The 19,149-nt window shown below is 63.5% G+C and carries 17 protein-coding genes; 12 read left to right on the top strand and 5 right to left on the bottom strand.

The features are described 5' to 3' along the window. A partial coding sequence (locus CBW66_RS24345; RefSeq protein ID WP_086153680.1) for an ExeA family protein occupies positions 1 to 1,090 on the bottom strand: 1,090 nt, incomplete at its 3' end. Between the two features lie 51 nt (positions 1,091 to 1,141). Further along, positions 1,142 to 1,666: a hypothetical protein gene (locus CBW66_RS24340; RefSeq protein ID WP_086139650.1), complete on the bottom strand. Its 525-nt coding sequence runs from the start codon at positions 1,664 to 1,666 to the stop codon at positions 1,142 to 1,144. Between the two features lie 417 nt (positions 1,667 to 2,083). Here CBW66_RS24340 and CBW66_RS24335 point away from each other — a divergent pair, with 417 nt between their 5' ends. Continuing rightward, positions 2,084 to 2,362 (top strand): hypothetical protein, encoded by a 279-nt coding sequence (locus CBW66_RS24335; protein WP_139841727.1) that lies wholly within the window; start codon positions 2,084 to 2,086, stop codon positions 2,360 to 2,362. A gap of 51 nt (positions 2,363 to 2,413) precedes the next feature. Here the strand turns inward: CBW66_RS24335 and CBW66_RS24330 are convergent, their stop codons facing one another. After that, positions 2,414 to 2,701: a hypothetical protein gene (locus CBW66_RS24330; protein ID WP_230492017.1), complete on the bottom strand. Its 288-nt coding sequence runs from the start codon at positions 2,699 to 2,701 to the stop codon at positions 2,414 to 2,416. Between the two features lie 348 nt (positions 2,702 to 3,049). Between CBW66_RS24330 and CBW66_RS24325 the strand changes: the two genes are divergently transcribed. From CBW66_RS24325 to CBW66_RS24275, 11 genes are all read left to right on the top strand, one after another. After that, positions 3,050 to 3,922: a BadF/BadG/BcrA/BcrD ATPase family protein gene (locus tag CBW66_RS24325; protein ID WP_086139647.1), complete on the top strand. Its 873-nt coding sequence runs from the start codon at positions 3,050 to 3,052 to the stop codon at positions 3,920 to 3,922. A 2-nt stretch (positions 3,923 to 3,924) separates the two neighbouring features. Beyond that, entirely contained in the window at positions 3,925 to 4,659 is a 735-nt protein-coding gene (locus CBW66_RS24320; RefSeq protein WP_086139659.1) for a GntR family transcriptional regulator, read from the top strand. Further along, the gene (gene nagA / locus CBW66_RS24315; RefSeq protein ID WP_086139646.1) at positions 4,656 to 5,768 is read left to right on the top strand and encodes an N-acetylglucosamine-6-phosphate deacetylase; all 1,113 of its coding nucleotides are present in this window, start codon (positions 4,656 to 4,658) and stop codon (positions 5,766 to 5,768) included. Before CBW66_RS24320 ends, nagA begins: the two co-directional genes overlap by 4 nt. Further along, positions 5,758 to 6,771 (top strand): SIS domain-containing protein, encoded by a 1,014-nt coding sequence (locus CBW66_RS24310; RefSeq protein WP_070221837.1) that lies wholly within the window; start codon positions 5,758 to 5,760, stop codon positions 6,769 to 6,771. Before nagA ends, CBW66_RS24310 begins: the two co-directional genes overlap by 11 nt. A gap of 143 nt (positions 6,772 to 6,914) precedes the next feature. Continuing rightward, entirely contained in the window at positions 6,915 to 8,174 is a 1,260-nt protein-coding gene (locus CBW66_RS24305) for an ABC transporter substrate-binding protein (protein WP_086139645.1), read from the top strand. 15 nt (positions 8,175 to 8,189) lie between these two features. Continuing rightward, on the top strand, positions 8,190 to 9,059 hold the full coding sequence (locus CBW66_RS24300; RefSeq protein WP_086139644.1) for a carbohydrate ABC transporter permease: 870 nt from the start codon (positions 8,190 to 8,192) through the stop codon (positions 9,057 to 9,059). Positions 9,060 to 9,072: 13 nt separating this feature from the next. Next, on the top strand, positions 9,073 to 9,909 hold the full coding sequence (locus tag CBW66_RS24295; protein WP_086139658.1) for a carbohydrate ABC transporter permease: 837 nt from the start codon (positions 9,073 to 9,075) through the stop codon (positions 9,907 to 9,909). Between the two features lie 26 nt (positions 9,910 to 9,935). Continuing rightward, positions 9,936 to 11,264, top strand: a complete 1,329-nt coding sequence (locus CBW66_RS24290; protein ID WP_086139643.1) for an MFS transporter — start codon at positions 9,936 to 9,938, stop codon at positions 11,262 to 11,264. 14 nt (positions 11,265 to 11,278) lie between these two features. Continuing rightward, complete coding sequence (locus tag CBW66_RS24285) at positions 11,279 to 12,412, top strand: ABC transporter ATP-binding protein (protein ID WP_086139642.1); 1,134 nt, start codon at positions 11,279 to 11,281, stop codon at positions 12,410 to 12,412. A gap of 159 nt (positions 12,413 to 12,571) precedes the next feature. Beyond that, positions 12,572 to 13,888: a hypothetical protein gene (locus CBW66_RS24280; protein ID WP_086139641.1), complete on the top strand. Its 1,317-nt coding sequence runs from the start codon at positions 12,572 to 12,574 to the stop codon at positions 13,886 to 13,888. Positions 13,889 to 14,007: 119 nt separating this feature from the next. Beyond that, positions 14,008 to 15,168 (top strand): DUF5009 domain-containing protein, encoded by a 1,161-nt coding sequence (locus CBW66_RS24275; protein WP_170933000.1) that lies wholly within the window; start codon positions 14,008 to 14,010, stop codon positions 15,166 to 15,168. On the opposite strand, the gene CBW66_RS24270 is transcribed toward CBW66_RS24275, so the two are convergent. Both CBW66_RS24270 and CBW66_RS24265 read right to left on the bottom strand, forming a co-directional pair. Then, a complete protein-coding gene (locus CBW66_RS24270) occupies positions 15,165 to 16,286 on the bottom strand; it encodes an acyltransferase family protein (RefSeq protein WP_086139639.1) in 1,122 nt (373 codons plus the stop codon). The two genes, CBW66_RS24275 and CBW66_RS24270, sit on opposite strands and share 4 nt — an antisense overlap. A 64-nt stretch (positions 16,287 to 16,350) precedes the next feature. Further along, positions 16,351 to 19,065 carry a TonB-dependent receptor gene (locus CBW66_RS24265; protein ID WP_170932999.1) on the bottom strand — a complete coding sequence of 905 codons (2,715 nt, stop codon included), beginning with the start codon at positions 19,063 to 19,065 and terminating at the stop codon, positions 16,351 to 16,353. Positions 19,066 to 19,149: the final 84 nt, after the last annotated feature.

Raw genomic sequence — 19,149 nt, 5'->3', positions numbered from 1 at the left:
CCTGGCAGGCGTCGCCGGCCGGCAACTGCTCGCCCCACAGGCTGGCCAGCTGGCGCAGCACGGCGTTGCGGTCCGGCGCGCTGGCGGTCGCGGGCGCGGGAACACTTGCAGCAGCGGGCACCGCCGGCGCCACCACGGCGGGCACCTTCGCCACGGCCACTGTGGCAGGCGTGCGTGGCATGAAATGCCAGGCCAGCGCGGCGGTGACCACGGCCCCGGCCAGCACGCCGCCCGCCACGTGCGGCCAGCGCAGGCTCCGTCCCGTAGCCGGCTTGCCCTCGTCCGCAAACACTTCCTCGGCGGCACGGCGCAATATCTGGCGCGTCACCTGCGGCTGGTTTTCCACGTAGGCGCCCAACAGCGCGCGGTCGCACAGCAGGTTGATGCGGCGCGGCACGCCGTGGCTCATGGCGTGAATCTGCGCCATCAAACGGGGCGCGAACGGCGTCTGCGCCGTGCTGCCCGCCACAGCGAGGCGGTGGCGGACATAGCTGGCCGTTTCCCCGGCCGTCAGCGAACCCAGGTGATAGCGGGCGATCACGCGCTGCGCCAGCTGCTCCAGTTCCGGCCGCGCAAGCATGGCGCGTAACTCCGGCTGGCCGATAAGGATGATCTGCAGCAGCTTGCGCTCGCTCGTCTCCAGGTTGGTCAGCAAACGCAGCTGCTCCAGCACGGCGGCGGACAGGTTTTGCGCTTCGTCGATGATCAGCACATTGTTCTTGCCCTGCGCATGGCTGGCCAGCAAGTGCGCATTGATCGCGTCGACATAGCCTTTCACGCTAGCCACGCCGGGCGCCACGGCGATGCGGAATTCCTCGCAGATCGACAGCAGCAATTCCTCGACGGACAGTTTCGGATTGAAGATATACGCGAGCTGGCAGTTTGCCGGAATCTGTTCCATGAAGCAGCGGCACACGGTGGTCTTGCCGGCGCCGATTTCGCCCGTCAGCAGCACGAAGCCGCCGCCGCTGCCTACGCCATACAGCAAATGCGCCAGCGCTTCGCGGTGGCGTTCGCTCATGAACAGGTAGCGCGGATCGGGGGCGATCGAAAACGGCGATTGCTTGAGCTGGAAATAATGCGTGTACATGGAGACCCTGCGGATGAAACAATCAAAATGCGCGGCGGCAAGCCGATACCCTCAGCGGGTGCGGGCGGGCGGCAACGGCTTGTATTTGGCGCAATAGACTTTCGCCTTGCTACGGAAGTAGACGATTTTACTGCCAGGCACGGAACCACGGACAGGAAAGGCGGAATTGTCGAGTTTATTGAAGCGCAGGCCCGAGACGCCGCGGATGGCCGGTTCCAGCTTTTCGGGCGTCGCGTCCGCCACCACGCCCATGAAAACGAGGGGACTGGTGTCGTCGCTGACGATCACGTCGGTAACGGGCGCGCCCCACAAGGTGGCGTCCGTGCGGAACCAGTAGGCGCCCCCTTCATGCTTGTAGGCGGGGCCGAAGGCCGTCAGCAGATAGGCATAGAAGGCCTTGTTGTCGATATGGTCGATGCACAGCACGGCATTGCCCACCACTTGCCCGAACGTGCTCGGCGGCGGCTTGGCCTGCGCCAGCACGCCCGACACGGGCGTACCCAAGGCCAGCAGCGCGCACGCGGCCAGCAGGGCCGGCGCGCGCCACCGGCGCGTCAATGAACGGCGCAGGCGCATGATCAGCGCTTGCGCTCTTCTTTCTTGACCTTCTTGGCTTCCTTCTTTTCCTTCATGGTCTTGGCCGGTTCTTTCTTGGCTTCCTTCTTGCTGTCCTGTGCCTTGCTCATCATTTACTCCATGCCTGGGCGGAAATGCCTGGGCCATTATGACACTCCCCCATGAAAATGCCACGTCATTTCCCCTATGCAATAGACAGACCGCACCCGGCAAGCACAGGCAACGCATGCACTTATTTGCAAAAAGACGTTTGCATTTTTGTTTTATTATGTTTTAATACACGAAATTTATAAATAGCTATCATTCCGGTGCACTATCAGCAACGCCGGAAAGCATACAAACTGGGGACAGGACATGGGCCGGCATACGGCAGGACCATGTGTAATCGATTGACAGCCCTCGGCGGAAATAAACAATATGATGAGAACAATGATCTTGCTGGGCGCGGCCCTGTCGCTCGGAGCCGCTGGAAGCACGCATGCGGCCGGCACGGCACCGGTGCAGAAGGCCAGCTACCAGGCGGCACCCGCCACCCTGGCCACGCGCCTGGCCAGTTTCCAGTCGCAAGACGCCAGCCTGCGCGCCCCCGCTTCGCATGAACCGGGCACACAGTCGCTGCTGCTGGTCACCATCGTGCTGCTGAGCCTGCGCATGCGCGCCACGGCCACCACCAGCAGCGAAAAATTCAGCAACTGACGTGAAAACGGCCGCGCAAGGCGGCCGTTCCAGTCACACGTCAGCGCACGATCAGTGCAGGCACAGACGGCGGCGCGTCTTTTCGATCAGCGCCGCATCGTAGGGATACAGGTTCTCGATAAAGAACAATTCCGTTTCCGCCTCATCTTCCAGGCACATCTCGATCATGACCGGGCCATCGCTTTCGCGGCCCAGGAAATCCTTCGGCCAGCGGTTCTTGCGGTGCGTGCGCATCATTTCCATGCCCAGCGCGGCCAGCGGCGCCGACACACCGGCGGCCAGCGCCTCTTGCTGCCAGTCGTCCCAGTACTCGCTCTTTGCTGCCTTGTCGCTCATCATGCTCTTCCAACTCAGGTGTAAAAGCCGGACTCTACTCTTCATGGCGCCCCTTGCCAAGCATGCTTGCAAGCAATACCGCATCGCCAACAACAGACCAGTTGGAAAAAATTGGCATTAAACAAGGCCAATTCCAATACCATTCCACACCCACGAAAAACCCTTTATTAACAATAGCTTGCAATAAAATATCGGGGCGTTTACCATCCGGCGCAAGAATATTTTACAATACCACTTAAATACCTCTTGACTAGCCATCGGGGCAACAATATAGTGCCTTCAGCTTTTTCGCCGCCCGATAAATAAAATAACCGAGACAGGCGCACTCAACCAAATGCAGGACTGCACAACATGATCGAATACATAATTGGCGTCGATGGCGGGGGAAGCGGTACCCGCGTGCGCCTGGCGCGCCTCGACGGCGAGGAGCTGGCACAGGGGCAAAGCGGCCCCTCCGGCCTGGGACTGGGCATCGAACGTGCGTGGACGTCCGTGGCGCATGCCGTCACCCTGGCCTTCCGCACGGCTGGCCTGGAACAGCCCTCCTTGCAGCGCATGGCCATCGGCCTGGGCCTGGCCGGCGTGCACAACAAACAGTGGGCCGCCAGCTTCGTCGAACACAATCCCGGCTATGCGGCCGTGGCACTGGAATCGGATGCCCTGACCACCCTGCTGGGCGCGCATGCGGGCCAGCCGGGCGCCATCGTTGCCATCGGCACGGGCAGCGTGGGCGAAGTGCTGCACGCGGACGGCAGCCGCCACGAAGTGGGCGGCTGGGGTTTTCCTTCCGGCGACGAAGCGGGTGGCGCCTGGATCGGCATGCGCGCCATCAACCATGCGCAGCAAGTGGTCGATGGCCGCGTGCCCGGCAGCGCCTTCGCCACGGCCGTCATCGACGCCTGCGGCGGCCAGCGCGACGCCATGCAGGTGTGGCTGGCGGCGGCCAGCCAGACGACGTTCGCGCAACTGGCGCGGCTGGTGCTCGAACATGCGGCCACCAACGCGGTGGCGCGCACCATCCTGACCGACGCGGGCCAGCAGATCGCCCTCATCGCCAGGGCGCTGGACCCGGCCGGCACGCTGCCCGTGGCCCTGTGCGGCGGGCTGGCGGGGCCCTTGTCGAGCTACCTGCCGGCGGCACTGCTGCAACTGGTCGTGCCGGCACAGGGCGATTCGGCCGCAGGCGGCCTGCGCCTGATCAGCAAGCACTTGCGGGAGCAATGACCATGCTGACCAAACTGTCTGCCTTCAAACCGAATCCCGCCAGCGACACGCCGCTCTACATGCAGCTGGCGAACATGCTGTCGGACGGCATCGCCAGCGGCGACTGGCGCGCCAACCAGGCCTTGCCCTCGGAGCGCGTGCTGTCGGACATCCTGGAAATTTCGCGCGTCACGGCGCGCAAGGCCATCGACATGTTGTGCGACCGTGGCATGCTGACGCGCAAGCGCGGATCGGGCACCTACATCACGCCCAAGCTGGAACAGCCGCTGTCGCGCCTGACGAGCTTTTCGGAAGAATTGCGCCAGCGGGGCTTCACGGCCGGCTCGCGCTGGCTGCAGCGCGACATCGGCTCGGCCGCACCGCTGGAACTGCTGTCGCTGGGACTGTCGCCGCACATGCCGGTGGCGCGCCTGCGCCGCCTGCGCACGGCCGACGAAGTGGTGATGGCGATCGAAACGACCACCATCCCCGCGCTGTACATGCCGGACCCGCAGCAGGTGACCGATTCGCTGTACGGCTATCTGGAGTCGCGCGGCACCATCCCGATGCGCGCGCTGCAGCATATCCGCGCCGTCAACGCCACGGCGGAACAGGCCAAGCTGGCCAGTATCAAGACGGGTGAAGCCATGCTGCACATCACCCGTGTCAGTTATCTCGACAACGGCGCAGCGGTGGAACTGACCCACTCGTATTGCCGCAGTGATTATTATGAATTCGTAGCGGAGTCGCGCAGATGAGCAGCACTATCAAAGGCAATATCCTTACCCCCGGCGGCTGGATCCACGGCGCCATCGCCTTCGGCGAAAGAGTCGACAGCATCACCGGTGATTCCCTCCACCCGTCGGGCAACAGCGACGACTATATTCTGCCCGGCTTCATCGACCTGCACGTGCACGGCGGCGCCGGCAAGGACATCATGGAAGGCGGCGAAGCCGTCTACACCATCGCCGCCATCCATGCGCGCCACGGCACCACCAGCCTGCTGGCGACCACCATGACGGCGCCGCCGGAAGACATCGACATGGCCTTGACGGCCATCGGCATCGCCGCCAGGCACCGCCGCCCGAACACGGCGCGCGTGCTGGGCGCCCACCTGGAAGGCCCGTACATCAATGCCGGCAAGCTGGGGGCGCAGCCGAACTACGCGCGCGCCGCCACGCTGGCGGAAATCGAGCGCCTGCAAACCCTGGCCAAGCTGCGCGTCATCACCGTAGCGCCGGAAATCGCCGGCCACCTGGACCTGGTGCGCGCGCTGGCCGACGCCGGCGTGCGCGTGCAGATCGGCCACACGCTGGGCTCCTATGAAGACGGCGTGGCCGCACTGGAACACGGCGCCATGGGTTTTACGCACCTGTTCAACGCCATGAGCGGCTTGCATCACCGCGAGCCGGGCATGGTCGGCGCCGCCCTGGCACACGCCGAATACGCGGAGCTGATTCCCGACCTGCTGCACGTGCATCCGGGCGCCATCAAGGTGGCCCTGCGCGCCATCCCGCGCTTGTACTGCGTCACCGATTCGACGGCCGCCACCGGCATGCCGGACGGCGAATACATGCTGGGCCGCCACGCCGTGCAGAAATGCATGGGCGGCGTGCGCCTGCCCGACGGCACGCTGGCGGGCAGCACCCTGACCCTGGACCAGGCGCTGCGCAACCTGGTGGGACTGGGACTGGACCTGGCCGACGCGTCCAAGCGCGTGTCGACCAACGCCGCCGATTACCTGGGCCTGGAAGAACGCGGCCGGCTGGCCCCCGGCACTTACGCCGATCTGGTGGTACTCGATCGCGATCTCAAACTCAAAGCTGTGTATATAGAAGGAGAAATCTGTGACCTCAATGATGCTTAAAGAAGCCGTTTCCGCCGCCGAATGCGTCGCCCTGCAACTGGCCAGCGACACGGAACGCTACGCGGAACTGGGCCGCAAATTGAGGAGCACCTCGTTCTCCACCGCGCTCACCATCGCGCGCGGCAGCTCCGACCACGCCTGCAACTACGTCGCCTACCTGATCATGGCGCGCCTGGGCCGCGTCGTCGCGTCCTTGCCGATGTCGCTGGTAACCCTGAACAAGTCGCCGCTGGTGACGCGCGACACCCTGGCCATCTCGATCTCGCAATCGGGCCAGAGCCCGGACGTGGTCGAACCGATCCGCTACTTCCGCGACGGCGGCGCCACCACCGTGGCCCTCGTCAATGATATCGATTCGCCGCTGGCGCATGCCGCCGAATGGGCCATGCCCCTGCGCGCCGGCAAGGAACAAAGCGTCGCCGCCACCAAGAGCTTCATCACCAGCCTGGTCGCCGGTGCGCGCATGGTGGCGCAGTGGCAGAACGATCCCGAGCTGCTGGGGGGCCTGGAAGCACTGCCCGAAGCGCTGCTCGAAGCGACCCGCGTGGACTGGTCGCCCGCGATCGACGTACTGGCGCCGGCCCGCAACATCATGGTCGTCGGACGCGGCATCAGCTTCCCCGTGGCGCTGGAGTCGGCCCTGAAATTCAAGGAAACCTCGGCCCTGCAGGCGGAAGCCTTCAGCGGTGCCGAAATCAAGCATGGCCCGATGGCCCTGATCGAAGACGGCTACCCGCTGCTGATTTTCGCCACGCGCGGCCCGACCCAGGCCGGCCTGCTGCAGCTGGCCACAGAGATGCGCGGCCGCGGCGCCAAGGTCCTGCTGGCCGCGCCCGCCGACGTGGCCGAACGCGACCTGACCCTGCCCGTCGCGGCCACGCCGGACCTCGATCCGATCGTCGCCATCCAGTCCTTCTACGTGATGGCGGCAAAACTGTCGGCCGCGCGCGGCATGGACCCGGATGCGCCGCGTCACCTGAGCAAGGTCACGAAGACCAACTAGGCAGTATTTCAGCAGTAGGCGGCAGCTGCGCCCCCGGCACGGGGCGAAGCTGCCGTCCGCAGGACCCGACTATAAGCGACGGCAAGGGCATGTACCCGCGCCGCGGACTCATGGACATTGGAGCGCCACGCTCCAGGATAAAAATGACGATCAAGAGACTGTTGGCAGTGTTTGCCTGCGCGGGCCTGCTCGCGCCGCAGGCATGGGCTGGCGAGAAAATCGAATTCTGGACCTTCAGCATGAAGCCGAAGTTCACGCCGTATTTCAATGCGGTGGTGGCGCGCTATGAGGCGCAGAATCCCGGCGTCAAGATCGAATGGATCGACTTCCCGTGGGACGTCATCCAGACCAAGCTGGTCACGCGCATCGTGGCCGGCACGCCGCCCGCGCTGGTCAGCCTGAACGTGCCTTGGGCCGACGAATTTGCGCGCGACGGCTTGCTCACACCCGTCGACGGCCTGATCGCGCAAGCGCGCGCCAGCTACATTCCCAGCGCCCTGGACGACCTGCGCTTCAAGGGCCGCACCTACGGTTTTCCCATGTACAGCAATGTCGCGGTGATCGCCTTCAATACCGCCATTTTCAAACAGGCGGGCCTGTCGCGCGGCCCCGCCAGCCTCGATGAACAGCTGGCATTCGCGCGCCAGATCGCGCAACGCACGGGCAAGGCCGGCATCGCCCCGGCCCTCTCGAAAATCGACGGCCTGTTCATGCAGCAGGGCCTGGCCGTCATCACGGACAAGCGCGCCGTCTTCAATTCGCCGCAGCACGTGGCGCTGGTGCAGAAACTGGCCGACACCTACAAGGTGGGCGGCCTGCTGAAGGAAAGCCTGTTCGCCGAAGACAATTTCCCGGCCGTCATTGACGCCTACAAGGGCGGCCGCCTGGGCATGCTGCTGGCGCCGCCGACGGCCATGCAGCGCATCCGCGGCGACGCGAAAGACATCTACGCGATCACCGACGTGGCGCCCGCGCCGCTGGGCCCCACCGGCATCGCCGACGGCGGCTGGCTGGTGCACTTCGCCATACCGAAAGGCGTGCCGGCGCGCCAGCTGCCATCGGTCGGCCAGTTCGCGCGCTTCCTGACGAACGACGACAACCAGCTGGCTTTCGCCAGGCAGGCCAGCGTCTTTCCCACCACCGTGAAAGCGGCGGCCGATCCGTTTTTCCTCGCCACGCAGGCAAACGCGGGCGCGGCCGAAAAGGCCGTTGCCGCCGGCGCCCTCTCGATGGGCCACTCGCGCACCCTGTACGTGGCCGGCATCGACGACTACGACGAACTGCGCCGCTCGCTGGTGAAAGCCGTCGAGGCGGGCGTGACGGGCAAACAGGACGTCAAGCAGGCGCTGGACCAGGCCGTCGCCATCTGGAACCGCAAGCTGGCCACCCTGCCGCGCCATTAAGGCAACAAGGACACCATGAAACTCGCCCACCGCCATACCGTGCAAGCCTGGCTGTTCCTCACTCCGGCCCTGCTGCTGCTGGCCGCCTTTTCCTTCTGGCCCGTCGGCTATGGCTCCGTGCTGGCCTTCACCGACTACAGCCTGATACGCGAGACGCGCTTCGTCGGCCTCGATAACTTCCGCTACATCTTCAACAACGAGATGTTCGTCTCGGGCCTGAAGAATTCGCTGATGTTTTTGCTGATGGTGCCCTTCGTGCAGGTGGGCGCCATCACCCTCGCCGTATTGGTGAACAACCGCCTGCCCGGCATCCGTTTGTTCCGCGCCGCTTTCTACGTGCCCGTGGTCACCACCGTGTCCGTGGTCGGCATCATGTGGGGCTTCATGTTCCACGAACAGGGCGCGCTCAATTACGTGATGATGACCTTGAAACTGGTGAACGCGCCCGTGGGCTGGCTGTCGAACGACAGCCTGGCCCTGTTTGCCGTGATGTTCGTCACCCTGTGGCGCGGCCTGGGCTGGTACATGGTGATGTACCTGGCGGCGCTGCAGGCTATCCCGTCGGACATGCAGGAAGCGGCCATGCTCGATGGCGCCAGCCGCTGGCAGCGCTTCTGGAAGATCACCGTGCCGATGCTGCGCCCGACCATCATGCTGTGCTCCATCCTGTCCGTGCTGGCCGCCCTGAAGGCGTATCAGGAAGTCGACGTGCTGACGCAGGGCGGCCCGATGAATTCGACCTTCACGGCGCTGTACTACGCCTACGACCAGGGCTTGAAGCACCTGAAACTGCCGCGCGCGCTGGCGGCCAGCTTCGTCGTCTCGCTGTTCTGCATAGCCATCGCCCTGCTGTGCCTGCGCTATCTGAAACCGAAGCACCGCTGAAAAGGGAATGACCATGACAACCCGTTCCCGCCCCCTGAAAACCCGCCTGCACATACTGGGCCACTATGCCGTGCTGTGCGCGATCGCCGTCGTCTGCGTCTTCCCGTTCTGGTGGACGCTGGTGACGGCGATCTCCACGGAAGGCAATATCTTCGCCTTCCCGCCCACCTTCTGGCCGCAGGCGCCGTCGTTCGAGAACTTCATCGCCGTGTTCGATGCGATTCCGATCTGGTCGTTCTTCAAGAACTCCGTGCTGATCGCCGTGTTTACCGTGTTCTGGAAACTGCTGCTGTGTGCACTGGCCGCGTATCCGCTGGCGCGCCTGAAATTCCGTGGCCGCAAACTCGTGTTCGGCCTGATCCTGGCCACCCTGGTGCTGCCGTCCGAGGTCAACTTCCTCGTCAACTTCATCACCATCACGCAAATGAGCCTGGTCGACACCTACACGGGCGTGATCCTGCCCAACGTGGTGACGGCCGTGGCGATCTTGCTGCTCAAGCAGGCGTTCGAGGAAGTGCCGCAAGACCTGATCGACGCGGCGCGCGTCGATGGCGCGTCCGAGTGGGTCATCTTCAGCCGCATCATGCTGCCGCTGATCACGCCATGGCTGGCCACCGTCGGCATCCTGACGGCCGTCGAATCGTGGAATGAATACATCTGGCCCTCCATCGTCATGAGTAAACCCGATGAATTCCCCCTGTCGGTGGGCGTGCTGTATTTGCGCGGCACCTTCGGCAGCAGCACGCGCGTGATCGCCGCCGGCACCCTGATCACCATCGTGCCGACCCTGCTCGCCTTCCTGTTTACCCAACGCTTCTTCATGCGCGGCATGGACGGCGCAGTCAAATGAAAACGTCTCTCGATAAGGAAGCCTCCATGCACGACAAGCGCATCAGCATCAGCAAGAAAGTACGCAGCCCGATCACCTGGGTGCCCACCTTGTACTTCGCCCAGGGCCTGCCGTTCTACGCGGTCGCCCTGGTGGCCGGCCTGATGTTCAAGAGCATGGGCGTGCCGAACGACCAGATCGCCCGCTGGACGGGCCTGATCGGCTTTGCCTGGGTCTTCAAGTCGCTGTGGAGCCCTTTCCTGGAACTGGCGTCGAGCAAGAAGACCATGGTGGTGCTGTTCCAGTTCGCAGGTGGCCTGAGCCTGGGCCTGATCGCGCTGGCACTGCAGACGCCGCTGTGGTTTGCCGCCTGCATCGCCGTGCTGTTCGTCGCCGCGCTGGCCTCGTCCACGCACGACATCGTCTGCGACGGCCTGTACATCGCCAGCCTGTCGGACAAGCAGCAGGCCGCCTACGCGGGCTGGCAAGGCGCCTTCTTCAACGCCGGCAAATTCATCTCGCTGGGCGGCCTGGTAATCCTGGCCGGCTACCTGGAGAAAAAAATCGGCATCCAGCCCGCCTGGTCGGTCATCTTCCTGATCATCGGCGCCATGATGCTGTCGCTGGCCGCCTACCACCTGTGGGCGCTGCCGCAGGTGCGCAACGTGGCCGTGGCCGACAAGAGCGTGGCCGGCATCAGCCGCACCTTGTGGGACGTGCTGGTGGACTTCCTGAAAAAACCGGGCATCTGGGGCATGATCGCCTTCATCATCCTGTTCCGCGCGGGCGAGGCGCAAGTGCAGACCATCGGCCCGCTGTTCCTGCGCGAAGCGCGCGAACTGGGCGGCCTGGGCCTGTCGACGACGGAAGTGGGCGCCGTGTACGGCACGGCCGGCACCGTGGCCTTTTTGCTGGGCAGCATCGGCGGCGGCTATTTCACGTCGTGGCTGGGCCTCAAGCGCGCCATGTTCTTCCTGATCCTGGCCATGAACTTGCCCAACCTGGTGTTCTACTACCTGAGCCACAGCATGCCGACCGACCTGACCCTGATCACGGCCGCGCTCAGCGTGGAGATGTTCGGCTACGGCTTCGGCTTCGTCGGCCTGATCCTGTTCATGATGCAGGTGGTCTCCGTCGGCAAATACCAGACGGCCCATTATGCGTTCGCCACCGGCGTGATGCAGCTGGGCTTCGTGCTGTTCAAGATGATCAGCGGCGACATCCAGACGGCGCTCGGCTACAAGACCTTTTTCCTGTGGGTGCTGGTATCGGCCGTGCCCGTATTGATCCTGTCGCGCTTCATGCGCATCGGCCCTAAGGATACCTCCGACCCAACTGATGCCGGCGCCACGTCCGCACCGGCCAGCGCAAGCTAGGATAGAAGCACGACATGGCACATATCGCGTTAAAGAATATCGTCAAGCGGTACGACGACAAACACCCGGTCATCCACGGCATCGACCTCGATATCGGCGACGGCGAATTCGTCGTCTTCGTGGGGCCGTCCGGTTGCGGCAAATCGACGCTGCTGCGCATGATCGCCGGGCTGGAAGACATCACGGATGGCGAGCTGCATATCGGCGGCCGGCTGGCCAACGATATCGCGCCGGCCGAGCGGGGCCTGGCTATGGTCTTCCAGAGCTACGCCCTGTATCCGCACATGACGGTGTTTGAGAACATGGCCTTCGCCCTCTCCCTGGCCGGACATAAAAAGGCCGAGGTGCGCGCCGCAGTCGAGCGCGCGGCCGACATCCTGCAGATCACGCCACTGTTGAAACGCAAGCCGAAGGACCTGTCGGGCGGCCAGCGCCAGCGCGTAGCCATCGGCCGCGCCATCGTGCGCAAACCCAAGGTCTTCCTGTTCGATGAACCGCTGTCGAACCTCGACGCCTCGCTGCGCGTGCAGATGCGCGTGGAAATCTCGCGCCTGCACCAGGAACTGAAAACCACCATGATCTACGTCACGCACGACCAGGTCGAAGCGATGACCCTGGGCGAGCGCATCGTCGTCTTCAACGGCGGGCGCATCGAGCAGGTGGGCAGTCCGCACGAACTGTATAACAATCCCGGCAACCTGTTCGTGGCCGGCTTCCTGGGCGCGCCAAAGATGAACTTTATCGCTTGCGAGGCCGTCGCCTGGGGCCCCGGCTCGGTGGCCGTGCGCCTGCCCGGCGGCGCCGTCATCGACATCGACGCGCAGGGCGGAAGCGTGGCGCCGGGCGACCAGCTCACCCTGGGTGTGCGGGCCGAGCATGTCAGCTTGCAGGACGGGGCAACGGCGAACAACAACGTCGTCGACGCCACCGTCAGCCATGTCGAATATCTAGGCGACGTGGCCATCGTTTACGCCAGCATGCGTGGCGTGACCGAGATGCTGGCCATTAAGCTGCCAGCCGAGGCAGGCTTGCGCCAGGCGGGCGACGCCATGCGCCTGCATCTGCCGCCACAGCGCTGCCTGCTGTTCGATGCAAAAGGGCAAGCCCTGGCGCGCACGGTTGACGCTCCAGCCCAGCCGTTTATGTGACAATAGCCGTTGTTTACCATGCTGCCGCCCTTTGACTTGTGCGGTCAGGATGGCAGAATACGTGTTTTTTTAGATTCCCTGCCCCCGGCAAATGCCGCCGCACCCTGTTGCGGCAACCAGTACCGGAGCGTATTTTTGTTATTGATTGAAGGATAACCCATGTCCCAATTCCGTCTTGCCCGTCTTAGCTTGCTCCTGGCCGCCATCGGCCTCAATGTCCTGCCAGCCCTGTCGCACGCGCAGGATGCCAAGCCGGCCGCTGCCGCCGGTGCGCCCGCCACCGCCCCTGCCGACACGGTGCGCCCTGAAGTGTTCAAGCTGCTCGATCCGACCGCCGTGAAAGCGTCGATGGATGCGAAGAACTACGCCGACGTGCAAAGCCGCATCGACCAGGCCGCCGCCATTCCCGCCCTGACGCCGTATGAAACGTTCGTGCTGAACCGCCTGCGCGTGGCGCTGGCCTCGACCACCAACAATGCCTCGATGGCCATGACGGCACTCGAAGCGGTCATCGAATCTGGCAAGCTGGACAAGAAAGCCCAGGGCGACTTCATCCAGGCACTGGCCAACTACCACTACAACGCCAAGGATTATCCGAACGCCATCAAATGGTTCACCCGCTACCAGACGGAAACAGGTGACGTCGCGGGCGTGCGCCAGTACATCATCCGCGCCTACTACTTCAGCAATGATTTCGCGCGCGCGAAACAGGAACTGATGGCCGACCTGACGGCCAAGCAGCAAGCGGGCAAGACGCCGACCATCGAAGAACTGCAATTGCTGGCCAACACGGGTTCGAAAAGCAAGGACCCGGCCACCTACCTGGTCGCCATGGAAAACCTGGTGCGCTACTACCCGTCGGATGACTACTGGAGCGATTTGCTGAGCCGCACGCAAGGCAAGGCCGGCTATTCCGACCGCTTCGCGCTCGACGTGCTGCGCCTGCAATTCAAGGCCGTGGGCACCATGCCGCCGCAAGACTATAGCGACATGGCTGAAATTGCCTTGCAGAATGCCTTCCCGACGGAAGCGAAAAAAGTCCTCGACGCCGGCTTTGCCAAAGGCGTGCTGGGCACGGGCGCAAATGCCGCCAAGCACAAGAAACTGCGCGACCAGGCCAACAAGGCTGCCGCCGACGATGCGAAAAACATCGCCAGCGGCGAAGCGTCGGCCATGAAGAGCAAGGATGGCACGGGCTTGATCAACCTCGGCTACGCCTTCGTGACGATGGACCAGTTCGACAAAGGTATCGACCTGATCCAGAAAGGCATCGCCAAGGGCGGCCTGAAGCGTCCTGAAGACGCCAAGCTGCGCCTCGGTTATTCCTACGCCATGGCCGGTAAGAAAGATGACGCCATCAAGGTCCTGGAAACCGTCAAGGGCGGCGACGGCGTGGGCGACCTGGCCCGCTACTGGATCCTGTGGCTGAACCGTCCTGCCACGGCAGCGGCGGCACCGGCAGCAGCGGCACAGTAATTCCCGTTCCCGCCAGCATGCGCAAGGCAGTTCCCGGCTCACGCCGGGGCTGCTTTTTTTTCGACCTTTTTCATTCCTCCATGCCGCCAGCCACCGCACCTGCACCTGCACCTGAACGATTGACCAGCCTGGATGCCTTCCGCGGCTGCGTGATCGTCGTCATGATCTGGGTCAACTATCTGGCCGGCATGCCCGGCATCGCCTGGTGGCTCGAACATGCGGGGCCGCGCGCCGACGGCATCACCTTGCCCGACCTGGTCTTTCCCGGCTTCCTGTTCATGGTAGGCATGGCCATACCGCTGGCCTTGCAGCGCCATTGCGGCCGCGTCACGCCCGCCCTGCTGGGACGCCTGCTGTGGCGCTCCGCCAGCCTGATGCTGGCCGGCGTGGTGCTGGCCAATGCCTACCGCTACGATGCGCAGACGGCGCCGCTGTCGCACGCCCTGTATTTCCTGCTGTTTTACGTGGCCATGATCCTGCTGTGGCGCCAGGGCGCGGGCAAAGTGGAGCTGGCGGCGGGCGGCGCGCTGATGCTGTTCCTGCTGGCGACCTTCCGCGGAGAACTGAACAGCGAATTTTCCAGCGCCTGGCTGCAGCCATCGTGGTGGGGCATCCTCGGCATGATAGGCTGGTCCTACCTGCTGTGCAGCCTGCTGTACCTGGCGTGCCGGGGCAGCGGCACGGCGCTGATGGGCATGTTCGCCCTGCTGCTCGTGCTGTACATGGGCGGCACGGCGGGCAGCCTCGATTTCCTGCCTGCAGGCATCAACGCCTTCGTCAACGTGCCGCAAGTGCTTGGGTCGACGGCGGCCAATGTACTGGCCGGCACCCTGGTGGGCCAGCTGTTCCTGCGCGGCGCCGCCCTGAGCCATGGGCAGCGCATCCGCTTCATGGCCTGGTTCGCGCTGGGCCTGCTGGCCGCCGGCCTGCTGCTGCGGCCGTATCACCACATCAACAAGATCGCGGCGACGGAATCCTACACACTCGTGTGCAGCGCTCTCATCCTGGCCCTGTTCCTGATGTTTTACATCGTCGTCGACGTGTGGCGCTGGCGCGCCTGGGCCTTGGTGCTCTTGCCGGCTGGCACCAATGCCCTGTTCGCCTACATCGTGCCCGACCTGTGGCAGCAGCTGGCGGCCGTACTGCACCTGCCGCGCTTCTGGTGGCCGTACTGGGAAACGGGCGGCGCGGCCGGCCTGTGGAATGCCGCTGCCGTCACCGCCCTGATGCTGGGCTTTACCGCCCTGGCCACCCGGTACGGCCTGAAGCTGAAGTTCTAGACCTTGATGTAGATCTTGCGCTTGTCCATGCCGTAGGCGATCAGCCAGCACAGCAGCATGAAGCTGACGGCAAACAGCAGGGAGCCCACGCGCGCCGGCGCCCAGCCCGTAAACCAGTGCTGGTACAGCCACTGGTACAGGTTGCCGCCGCCGATGCGCACGGTAAACGCGATGATCACCAGCACTTCCGACACCAGGTAGATGAACAAGGTATTCTTGCCGAAGACTTCAAAAAAATACGTCCAGCCCGTGCTCTTGCGCACGTCGATGATGAACATCAGCAACGCCAGCAGCAACAAGTCCAGGCCGATACCGAGCATCACATAAGAACTGGTCCACAACTTCTTATTGATCGGAAACACTTCATTCCAGCACAGGGCCACGGCCACGCAGATGACGCCGGCCACGGCCAGTTGAACCAGGCTGGAGCGCAACCGTGCCGGCGCTGCCTGACGCACGAAGCTGCCCGCCAGGTAGCCGGCAATCACATTGACGACGGACGGCAAGGTGCCAAGGATGCCTTCCGGGTCGAAGGCGATGCCTTCGCCGTGGTACAAATGGCTGTCGCCCAGCAAGATCAGATCGAGCCTGGCCGGCGCGTTGCCGTGCAGGCTGTAGTCGCCAAAGCATGCCAGGATGGCCCAGTAGCCGAGCAAGGCGCAGGCGCTGAAGACCAGCGCGCCGCGTGTCTTCCCGTAATGCAGGATCAGGGCGGCGGCCAGATAACACACGGCGATGCGCTGCAGCACGCCGGGAATGCGCGTGTGCGACAGCGGCGACCAGGCGAACTGGCCCGCGCCGTCGATCTTGAAGAAGGGAAACCAGTACAGCAGGAAGCCGAGCAAGAAGATCAGCGCGCTACGCTTGCACAGCCTGGCCAGCACGGCGCCGTGTCCCAGGTGTTCATACTTGCCCAGCGCAAAGGCCAGCGCATTGCCGACGACAAACAAAAAGCTGGGAAAGACCAGGTCCGTGAGGGTAAATCCATGCCATTCGGCATGCAGGAATGGCGCGTACACGCTGCCCCAGTCGCCAGGGGTATTGACGACGATCATCAGGGCGACGGTCAGGCCGCGCAGGACGTCGAGGGCGAGGTAGCGTTGAGAAGCAATAGTCATGGGCTAACAGTTCCAAATAAAAAAGCCGGCTCCCCGCTGGTGGCGGAAAGCCGGGAAAAAAAACCTACAACTTGGCGCGCAAGCCAAAATAAAATTGACGGCCATTCGAATACAGGGCCGTCGGCTGATCCTGGTTGGCGCCGTAATACTTGAGCACCGGATTATTCAGATTCAGCACGTCGAAGGTCAGCGAATAGCGCTCGTCGATCTTGTAGTTGAGCGACGCGGCCAGGTTGCCCACGCCATGCACATACTGGGGCGAGCTGCTGAACAGGCCGGCCAGGAAGCTGGAACGGTAGGTATAGGCCAGGCGCGCGCTCAGGCGCTCGTCCTCGTAATAGCCTTCCAGGTTGTAGGTGCCGCGCGAGCTGCCCACCACGGCGGCGCCATCGTCGGCCTTGCCATTCGTATAGGTGTAATTGCCCACCACGCCGAAGCCGCCCCACAAGCCCTGCTGGTAACTGAGTTCCACACCCTTGTTCTTCGCGCCGATATTCGTCGGCGACTGGATCACATAGGTGTTGAATTTCTTGAAGGTATTATTGTAGTAGCTCACGGGCGCCGTACCAAACGTCACGTACGATTTCATGTCCATATAGAACGCCCCCACGGAGAGCATGGCTTTCGGCGCGAAATACCATTCCAGGGTGGCGTCGTAGTTGGTCGAGCGTATCGGTTTCAGGTCCGGATTACCGCCCGTTCCCGTCAGCAACTGGTCGTTCAGGTTGACGGCGCCCACCAGCGCGCTGTAGTCGGCGCGCGCCATGGTTTTCGCCACGGCAGCGCGGGCCACCAGGTCCTTGCTCAGGTCAAACTTGATGTTCGCACTGGGCAACACATCGGTGTAGCTGTGCTTGACGATGGTGGGCGTGTAGGTGCCGAAGATATTCTCCTGGCCGATCGGATTTTCGCCGCCCGGCACGTTCGTCACCGTCGTCTGCTGCGTGCGCACAAGGCGCACGCCCACGTTGCCGCGCCACTTGTTGCCCGCCAGATTGGCCATGATGTAAGCCGCGCTATCCTTTTCCTTCACGTCCAGTTCGGCCGGCCAGTTGCGCGAATTCGGCCCGCCGGAATTGTCGTACTTGTTGGCCCACGCCACCAGGTCGGCCGGATCGAGCTGCCAGTAGCGGCCTTGGGCATTGCCGCCCAGGCCCTTGCCATAGTCGCCCGGGTAGGTCCCCCCATTCCACTTCGGCAAGGGCGCATTCGTCGTGCCGTCGCACACGGCGCAGCTGCGGTTTTCCGGCCACGCCACATTGCGGTGGTGTTCCGCGTAACGGGCGCCGAACTTCAGCGATTCGAGCACGCCGTAATCCATGCTCAGCTCGCCATCGGCCTGGCCGTATTTTTCCGTATCCAGGGTTTCCACATGCGAACCCCAGGCCGATGCCGTGACCACATTGGAAAATTTGGAAATATCGAGACCGGGGAAGTTCAGCCGCGCCGGCGACAGGCCGTTCAGCTGATATGACACGCCCACGCCCGTCAAGCCCGCTTCATAGCCGAGGTCGACAGGCGTCTCGCCGATGCCGCGCGTGTAGCCGAGGCTGCCCGTGATGCGCAGGCGCTCGCTGGCGCGGTAGCTGCCGTTGAAGTCGACGTACGCGGTCGATGAATTCGAACCGGGGCGGTATATCTGGTCGACCAGGGCCGGATACAGCTGCCCGTTGTAGGGCGTGGTGGCGTTGGCTGCAGGAAACTGCGACGCGGGAAAATCGGCCGCCACCAGGGTATTGTTCTTGACCGTAAACGTGCCGGGAATCACGCCCACGTGCTTGCCGTCATTATCGACGGCATTCAGGTTGGCACCCGGCTGGTTATAAAAGCTGCGGTTGTAATTGGCCGCATCCAGCTTGGAATAGAAACCGTTGACGTCCAGCATCAAGTCCGGTGTCGGCTTGAATTGCAGGTCGACGCTGCCGCCCTGGCGTTTGCGCACCTGTTCGAACAGGGCCGAGTTGATGCCCAGCGGCGCCAGCACGCCGGCCAGCTCCGGATACTTTTGCGCGGCCGGACTGGCCGCGTCGATGGCGCCATAGCCGAAGAATTCCTGGCCGTCGCGGCGCTCGTGGCGCTTTTCAGAAAACACCTGGAACAGCACGCCCATGGTCTTCGCTTCGTTCTTCCAGTTGAACAAGGCATTCATTTGCGGATCGGTCTTGCCCGGCAAGTCCGCATAGATGGCCTGCACGGCCAGCTCGGCCGTGAACGGGTTCTTGAAACTGAGCGGCTTGCGCGTTTCGATATTGATGGAACCGGCCACGCCGCCCTCCACCAAGTCCGCCTGGCTACTCTTTTGCACGGTGACCCTGCTGACGATTTCCGACGGCAGCAAGGCAAAGCTGACGCTGCGCCCCACGGTACCCACCTGGTCCGTGACAAACCAGTCGCCCGTGCCGACGGCGTGGCCGTTGATCAGGGTTTGCGTCAGGCTGGGACTGGTGCCGCGGATGCTGACCCGGTCATTTTCCGAGAAGCCGCCCTCGCCTCCAGCCGACGAGGAAATATTTACGCCCGGTACACGCTGCACGGCATCGGCCACGTTCTTGTCGGGCAGCTTGCCGATGTCTTCCGCGCTGACGACGTCGATCACGGAATCGCTGTTGCGCTTCTGGCTCAGCGACTGCTCCAGCGAGGCGCGGATGCCGGTAACGACGACTTCCTGCATCGCCGGTGAGAGGGACTGAGCCTGCTGCGCCTGTGCCGCCATATTGATGGACAACAAAGCGGCTGCGGCGGCAATGGGGTGTAATACGGGATGCAAACGACTGTTCATAGACTCCTCAATTATAGGTATGGCCGCTGGACAGCGGACGGTTTTATAGGAATACAGACGGCAAACGACGGGGTGCAACGGAAA

Origin of the sequence: Janthinobacterium sp. GW456P, assembly GCF_002127655.1 — a bacterium.
Taxonomy (GTDB): Bacteria; Pseudomonadota; Gammaproteobacteria; order Burkholderiales; family Burkholderiaceae_D; genus Janthinobacterium.
Note: the sequence above shows the minus strand (reverse complement) of the source record. Positions and strands in the feature narration are given on the sequence as shown.

Coding starts and splice junctions, on each gene's coding strand:
- CBW66_RS24285 (WP_086139642.1), top strand. CDS start 11,279: ATGGCACATATCGCGTTAAAGAATATCGTCAAGCGGTACGACGACAAA.
- CBW66_RS24340 (WP_086139650.1), bottom strand. CDS start 1,666: ATGCGCCTGCGCCGTTCATTGACGCGCCGGTGGCGCGCGCCGGCCCTG.
- CBW66_RS24335 (WP_139841727.1), top strand. CDS start 2,084: ATGATGAGAACAATGATCTTGCTGGGCGCGGCCCTGTCGCTCGGAGCC.
- nagA (WP_086139646.1), top strand. CDS start 4,656: ATGAGCAGCACTATCAAAGGCAATATCCTTACCCCCGGCGGCTGGATC.
- CBW66_RS24330 (WP_230492017.1), bottom strand. CDS start 2,701: ATGATGAGCGACAAGGCAGCAAAGAGCGAGTACTGGGACGACTGGCAG.
- CBW66_RS24290 (WP_086139643.1), top strand. CDS start 9,936: ATGCACGACAAGCGCATCAGCATCAGCAAGAAAGTACGCAGCCCGATC.
- CBW66_RS24270 (WP_086139639.1), bottom strand. CDS start 16,286: ATGACTATTGCTTCTCAACGCTACCTCGCCCTCGACGTCCTGCGCGGC.
- CBW66_RS24280 (WP_086139641.1), top strand. CDS start 12,572: ATGTCCCAATTCCGTCTTGCCCGTCTTAGCTTGCTCCTGGCCGCCATC.
- CBW66_RS24265 (WP_170932999.1), bottom strand. CDS start 19,065: ATGAACAGTCGTTTGCATCCCGTATTACACCCCATTGCCGCCGCAGCC.
- CBW66_RS24300 (WP_086139644.1), top strand. CDS start 8,190: ATGAAACTCGCCCACCGCCATACCGTGCAAGCCTGGCTGTTCCTCACT.
- CBW66_RS24325 (WP_086139647.1), top strand. CDS start 3,050: ATGATCGAATACATAATTGGCGTCGATGGCGGGGGAAGCGGTACCCGC.
- CBW66_RS24305 (WP_086139645.1), top strand. CDS start 6,915: ATGACGATCAAGAGACTGTTGGCAGTGTTTGCCTGCGCGGGCCTGCTC.
- CBW66_RS24310 (WP_070221837.1), top strand. CDS start 5,758: ATGATGCTTAAAGAAGCCGTTTCCGCCGCCGAATGCGTCGCCCTGCAA.
- CBW66_RS24320 (WP_086139659.1), top strand. CDS start 3,925: ATGCTGACCAAACTGTCTGCCTTCAAACCGAATCCCGCCAGCGACACG.
- CBW66_RS24295 (WP_086139658.1), top strand. CDS start 9,073: ATGACAACCCGTTCCCGCCCCCTGAAAACCCGCCTGCACATACTGGGC.